The organism is Robiginitalea marina, from assembly GCF_024006985.1.
Lineage (GTDB): Bacteria > Bacteroidota > Bacteroidia > Flavobacteriales > Flavobacteriaceae > Robiginitalea > Robiginitalea marina.
This window is the reverse complement of record NZ_JAMXIB010000013.1, coordinates 83868-90296: the sequence shown is the minus strand read 5'-3', so window position 1 is coordinate 90296 and position 6429 is coordinate 83868. Positions and strand designations below refer to the sequence as shown.

Here is a 6429-nt window from a genome sequence, read left to right as displayed (position 1 = left end):
AGTTGGCAGTCGGCAGTTGCAATTGTAATTGGCCCACATGTCATTTCGAACCCCCTGAAGTAGAGCGAAGCTCACTTCAGGGGTGAGAAAACTCAGGAAAGGTGTCCGGGTCATGCTAGATGAGGTTTCTCAGTCGGTCGTCCCGATCCCGATAGCTATCGGGATCGGGACTCCCTCCTTCGAAATGACATTTTTGATGTGCAGGTCCTTGGGAACCCACCCCTAAATCCCCTCCGTGGGAGGGGACCGTGCAGCGCTTCTTAGGTGAGGTTTCTCAGTAATGGTGGGCAGGTGCCGCTATTCCCCCAAACGATTCAGGCTATCCATCTCTTTGCGGAACCGTAGGATCATAAAACTGTCGAGTTCCTGGCCGATGCTGTCGCGCATAGCCCGCCAGTTGCCTTGATGCAGTTTAATGGTGTATGACCTGATCTTATTAAACCGTTCCAGGTTGAACCGGTTGGCCTTCCAGGCAGCCTCAGTGCTTTTTCGGTGCTGTACATCCTGAAGGTAAATCCCGATAAGGAAGCCCGTTATTACCAGGGCCAGAATGAGGATAAAATGCTTCTTGGTCATTTCCATAACACGGCTTTTTACACTCAGCCATGGGTGTTGGATTGCTTCAATGTCCTCCGAAGCTACAGTTTATTGGGTAGGTTGAAGGAAAAATAAGACGAAGTGAGGGGAAATCCGGATGTTGAGGACAAAATTGCGAGAAGATCTATTCTGTAAGGGGTTTCTTATTAGGGTATTCAGGGAAAACGACGCCTAAGCTTCTCAGGTTACCCACCCCTAAATCCCCTCCGTGGGAGGGGACCGTGCAGCGCTGCTCAGGGAAGGTTTTCCGGTTGTTGCTTCCCCAGATAGTCACGATCCCTATCGGGAGGGATCCTTCCAAATAACAGGCCCTCAGGAAAGGGTTTTCGACATTTTACACATTCATAACCTAAAAAGTGCCAGATTTTCAATATTATTATGGGGTTATTTAAAAAGTTAATCAATGGGAAAATTCGTAATTACCAAAAACGACAAAGGGCAATTTCACTTCAACCTGAAGGCAAGCAACGGACAGGTCATCCTCACCAGCCAGGGATACAGCACCAAGGCCGCTTGTGAGAACGGGATCGAGTCCGTGCGCAACAACTCAGCGGACGACAGCAAATTCGAGCGCAAGGCGGCCAAGGACGGCCGCCCGTATTTTGTTTTAAAGGCAGCCAATGCTCAGATCATCGGCAACAGCCAGATGTATTCGTCTGAAGACGCCATGGAAAATGGAATTGCTTCCGTGAAGAACAACGCCCCGGGCGCCTCCGTGGAGATGGAGGAATAAGGCAACGTCCGATCCTTGAAAAATAGGAAACCCGGCATTGCCGGGTTTTTTTCTTTCCGTCGGTTCCCTTTGGGAAGATCAGGACTGCGTGAGCTTCCTCAGTCGCACCTGCGGCCCTCCTCCGAAGGGGCAGGTCACCCTTTAAGCAAAAGGGAACTGAGCAATTCAAGGCCCGCCTCGTTATAGCGATACTGCATCAGGGCGCCATCGCCTACCATCAGCAGGTGGGTTGAAAGCGGGATCACGTCGTAGGGCACCACATCTTTGAAATGCGCCAGGGGCACCAGGTTAAACACATCCGATTTGTCGTAGACCTTCAGGCCCGAGGCCCCATCGCAAACAAACAGCTGGTTCGCCTGTACCCCCAGGCCATACGGGCTGTCCATGGGGTAGCTGATCGCCAGTTCGGGGTTGGTGATGTCGCTGATATCCACAATAAAGAGCCCGCTTTCCATGGCCCCGCATTCATTGCCCCCGCGAAGGGTCACGAAGGCGTAATCGCCGTCCACAACCACGGGGTCGCAGGCCGTACCGTGCTGGAATTCCGACACGAAAGATGGGGCCCCGGGCGAGGTGATGTCAAAAATATACATGCCCCGCATGCTGCCCAGGAACAGGTGGTCGCCCCGGTGGAAAATGGTTTCAATGTCGAACCCCGCGAAAACATCGTCAAGGGCATTGGGCGCTTCCAGGTTGGCGATATCGAAGACATTGATGTTGTGGCTGTCCACGGCATAGAGGTAATCGCCCACAATCTTGAACCGCGCCATGGAGCCCCCCTGCCCGGTGCCCGAATCGGCAGCGGCCTCGGCCATCAGCGCATCGTTTCGCCACAAGCGGTTCTGGACTTCTTCTGCCGGCAGGCGTTCGGTGGTCAGCTCCCAGCCGACCAGGACTTCGGTTTGGGGGTCCCAGGAACCATATTCCACAATGTCGGCCTCAAAGGGCCATGGGATGTTGTCTTGCAGCACCCCTTCCAGCCGCGTAACCGGACGGATGTTGTCCATATCTGAAATATCGAGCACCACCAGGTCTTGCAGGCTGTCGGCAAACAGGTAATTGTCCTTTACCGAAAGGTCCACATTGCCGGGGATGGCAATAAAACGGATCTTTTCGGGGGATGCCGGGTCGCGGTTGTCGATCACGTGGATGCCCTTGTAGGGCTCGTTTACGAAAATGAAGTCGGCATAGGCATAAATCTTGCCCGATTCCTGCAGGGGCTGCGGGGCTGCCACCTCCACGCTTCGGGCAAAGGCTTCCAGGGTCATCGTCAGGGGGCGGGCCACCAGGAATTCCTGTAATTGGGGATCATCGTCCTGTTCACAGGAAACTACGGACAGCATGGCGAAAAGCAGCAGAAAAAGGGTGGATGGTTTCATGGCAGGTCGTTCGAAGGCTACCTTAAAGATACAAATCCCCAATGCGCGTTGCTTCCGGCCTGTGTTAAATTCGGGGAAGGGAGGGGGAGATGGCTCATGAATGATGGGCAGGTCTGGGAACCCACCCCTAAATCCCCTCCGTGGGAGGGGACCGTGCAGCGCTTCTTAGGTGAGATTTCTCAGTCGGGCTTGTCAGGGGGGTAATTTGCAAATTTGTCAATTAGCGAATTAGCCAATGGTGTTAGGGGTTGCGTTGGTGAGAACCCACATTGATGATGTGCGGGTGCTGTAAGGTGAGGTTTCTCAGCCACCCCCGATGGGGTTTCCTTCGAAATGACACGGGGGCAGTACACCTGTCATTTCCCCCAAAAAAACCTACCTTAGGAAAACACCTTTGCCCAAGATGCCTATGAAAACCCTTACAGCCGTCATCCTGCTGGCGCTGCTTTGCAGCGGATGCCGCGACAAAACCCCTGTGCCCCCGGCGGAACCCGCAGCCGCGGAGCCGGAGTGGATCGAGCTTTTCAACGGACGGGACCTTGAGGGCTGGGATGTCAAGATCCGGGGTTTTGCCCTGGGCGACAACTACAACAACACCTTTCGGGTGGAAGACGGGGTGCTGAAGGTCTCCTACGACCAGTACGAGGCCTACAATGAGGAATTCGGGCACCTGTTTTACCAAACCCCGTTCTCCCACTACCGCCTGCGGGCCGAATACCGCTTTGTGGGGGAACAGGTACCCGGCGGGCCCGACTGGGCCTACCGCAACAACGGCTTTATGCTGCACAGCCAATCGGCGGCCAGCATGGGCCTGCACCAGGATTTCCCCATTTCTTTGGAGGCCCAGCTGCTGGGCGGGCGGGAAGCAGGGGAGCGCCCCACCATGAACCTTTGCACCCCCGGCTCCAATGTGGTCATAGGCGGGGCCCTCCGCACCGAGCACTGCATGAATTCCACCTCCAAAACCTACCGGGGCGACCAGTGGGTGACGGTGGAAATGGTGGTGCTGGGCGATTCGGTCATCCACCACCTGGTGGAGGGCGATACCGTACTCACCTACCACCGTCCCGTCATGGGCGGCGGGGCCATCAGCGACTACAACCCCGACGCCTATGCAGAAGGCAGGCCCATGGCCTCGGGCTACATCGCCATCCAGGCCGAGAGCCACCCGACGGAGTTCCGGCGGATTGCCCTGCAGGATTTAAGCCGGGAGTAGCGCGGCGGGGATAAAGCGGTGTCATTTCGAACCCGCTGAAGTAGAGCAAAGCTCACTTCAGGGGTGAGAAATCTCATGAATGATGTGCAGGTCTTGCTTGGAGAGGTTTCTCAGTCGGTCCCGATAGCTATCGGGAGCCTCCTTCGAAATGACACGTCCTTATCCCCCCCAAAAAAATAACCCCCAGGGCCATGAAAAAATCGTACCTTCTCTGCCCAACCATTAAAAACCAGAAAACATGGCGACAAAAGTAGTCAACGTCAAAGGGCTGAATCCCGACGGCACGGCGATCCTCAGCAAGGGCGGTAATGTGACCTGCGACCCGGGCGACACCGTAAAGTGGCAGATCAAGAGCGATTCCGGGGTGGCGAGCATCTCGGTGGAATATACCGGCGACACCAATGTTTTCAGCAGCGGGCCGAGCCAAAAGTCCAATTCCAAAAACTGGGAAGGCATTATCTCCGACAGTGCCGGGGGGAAAGATGAAACCTACACCGTGTACGCCACGGCTGTGGGGTCCAACAAGGCCGTACCCCTGGACCCGAAAATCACCGTGAATACCAAATAACAAACCGCTTGGGTACGCTTCAAATGAAAATGGCCTGCGCGGTCCTGGGCCTATTGTCCCTGCTGCCTTTGCACGGGCAGGACCAGAAGGTGGCCGACAGCCTGGCCCAAATCTATGCAGCGGATACCGTGAAAGGGGCGGCGCGCTTTGAACTCCTTCGCGACCTCGCCTTTCACGAGGTCCGCGACCGGCAGCAGGCGCTGCGGTATTCCGAAGAACTCATCGCCCTGGCCAAAGAGACCGGGGAAAAGCGACCCCTGTACAGCGGATACATCCGAAAGGGGTACTCCCTGTTAATGCTTGGGGAACCGGAGCAGGCCCTGGAGGCCTTTTTCAAGGCGCTTTCGGCGGCCCGGGATACCGAATCAATGGGGTTTGAGGGCGCTGCCTACCTGGCTATCGCCGATGTGTATTCCATCATGAAAAACCCGGCCAATGCCACCCGGTATTACGACCAGGCCATTGACCTGTTGCGCAAAACCACCGATACCCTCGAGCTGGCCGCGGCCTTGATGAATGCCGGGGATTTTTATTTTTTTGAAGGGGACTATCCGAAGGCCCTACGACACTTTGAGGAATCGGGGCAGATCTATGAAAGGAAATACTATGGTCCCGGGGTCGCCTACAACAAAGGCAACCTGGGCATGGTGCTGGCCGAGATGGGGCAGGACTCCCTTGCCCTGGCCAACATCAACCAGGCCATCGCGCTGCTGGAGGAGCAAGGAGACTACTACCCCATTAGCGTGTACCTGACCTACCTGGCCGACATCTACCAGAAGCAGGGCGACACGGAAGAAGCCCTGGGGTACGCCCGGCGGAGCCTCGACCTGGCCACGCGTTACGGGCTGAAGGAACAGGTGAGCGATGCCCACAAGAAGCTTTCCGAATTGTATGCCGCGGCCGGCAATACCGCGGCCTCCTACTCCCACTACAAAGACCATATCGCCGCCCGCGACAGCCTGCGGAACCTGAAATCGGTGCAGGAGATGGCCGATTTGCGCACCGACTTCGAGGTGTCGCAGAAACAGGCCGAAGTAGACCTGCTGAGCCAGCAACAGCGGAACCAGCGCATTGTGGTGATCGCCACGGGGGTGTCGGGGGTGCTGATCGCCCTGATCGCCTTCAGCCTTTTCCGGCGCAACAAATACATCCGCCGCACCAACCGCATCATCGAGGAAGAGAAAGACCGCTCCGACCAGTTGCTCCGCAACATCCTGCCCGAGGAAACTGCCCGGGAGCTGAAGGAAAGCGGCCGGGTGAGGGCCCAGAAATTCGAATCGGTCAGCATCCTGTTCACCGATTTTGAAGGGTTTACCGGGTATGCGGAAAGCATGTCGCCCGAGGAACTGGTGCAGCGGGTCGATTTTTACTTCTCCAAGTTTGACGAAATCATCGACCGCCACGGGCTCGAGAAGATCAAAACCATCGGTGACGCCTACATGTGCGCCGGGGGCCTTCCCTTCCCCTCCGAAGGCCATGCCCGCCAGTGTGTGGAAGCCGCCCTGGAGATCGTCCGCTTCGTAAGGGAGTCGGCTGCCGGCATGCCCGGGGGGCAGGGCGGGTTCAACGTGCGCATTGGCATCAATACCGGCCCGGTGGTGGCCGGGGTGGTGGGCACCAAGAAATTCGCCTACGACATCTGGGGCGATGCGGTGAACATCGCCTCCCGCATGGAATCGGCCTCCGAACCCGGGAAGATCAACATCTCCGAAAACACCTACCAGCTGGTCAAAGCCGATTTCCCCTGCCACTACCGGGGAGAGCTCAGCGTGAAGAACCGCGGGAAGCTTAAGATGTATTTTGTGGGGGAGGGGTGAGAAATCTCATCAAAGATGTGCAGATCCCTCTTGGTGGGGTTTCTCAGTCGGTCCCGATAGCTATAGGGAGCCTCCTTCGAAATGACAAAGCCCTTTACCTGCCACTGAAATCACAAATC

General features: G+C 56.4%; 6 protein-coding genes. 4 read left to right on the top strand and 2 right to left on the bottom strand.

Annotated features, from left to right (window positions below; translation table 11 throughout):
* Positions 1-297 precede the first annotated feature (297 nt).
* Positions 298-582: a hypothetical protein gene (locus NG653_RS13345; RefSeq protein WP_252742218.1), complete on the bottom strand. Its 285-nt coding sequence runs from the start codon at positions 580-582 to the stop codon at positions 298-300.
* A 418-nt stretch (positions 583-1000) separates the two neighbouring features.
* Here NG653_RS13345 and NG653_RS13340 point away from each other — a divergent pair, with 418 nt between their 5' ends.
* Positions 1001-1330 (top strand): YegP family protein, encoded by a 330-nt coding sequence (locus NG653_RS13340; RefSeq protein WP_252742217.1) that lies wholly within the window; start codon positions 1001-1003, stop codon positions 1328-1330.
* A 134-nt stretch (positions 1331-1464) separates the two neighbouring features.
* Here NG653_RS13340 and NG653_RS13335 read toward each other — a convergent pair whose 3' ends face one another.
* Positions 1465-2709 carry an LVIVD repeat-containing protein gene (locus NG653_RS13335; protein ID WP_252742216.1) on the bottom strand — a complete coding sequence of 415 codons (1245 nt, stop codon included), beginning with the start codon at positions 2707-2709 and terminating at the stop codon, positions 1465-1467.
* 409 nt (positions 2710-3118) lie between these two features.
* Here NG653_RS13335 and NG653_RS13330 point away from each other — a divergent pair, with 409 nt between their 5' ends.
* The 3 genes from NG653_RS13330 (at position 3119) to NG653_RS13320 (ending at position 6310) form a co-directional block, all read left to right on the top strand.
* Positions 3119-3925 carry a 3-keto-disaccharide hydrolase gene (locus NG653_RS13330; RefSeq protein WP_252742215.1) on the top strand — a complete coding sequence of 269 codons (807 nt, stop codon included), beginning with the start codon at positions 3119-3121 and terminating at the stop codon, positions 3923-3925.
* Between the two features lie 238 nt (positions 3926-4163).
* The gene (locus NG653_RS13325; protein ID WP_252742214.1) at positions 4164-4493 is read left to right on the top strand and encodes a hypothetical protein; all 330 of its coding nucleotides are present in this window, start codon (positions 4164-4166) and stop codon (positions 4491-4493) included.
* 8 nt (positions 4494-4501) lie between these two features.
* Positions 4502-6310: an adenylate/guanylate cyclase domain-containing protein gene (locus NG653_RS13320; RefSeq protein WP_252742213.1), complete on the top strand. Its 1809-nt coding sequence runs from the start codon at positions 4502-4504 to the stop codon at positions 6308-6310.
* Positions 6311-6429: the final 119 nt, after the last annotated feature.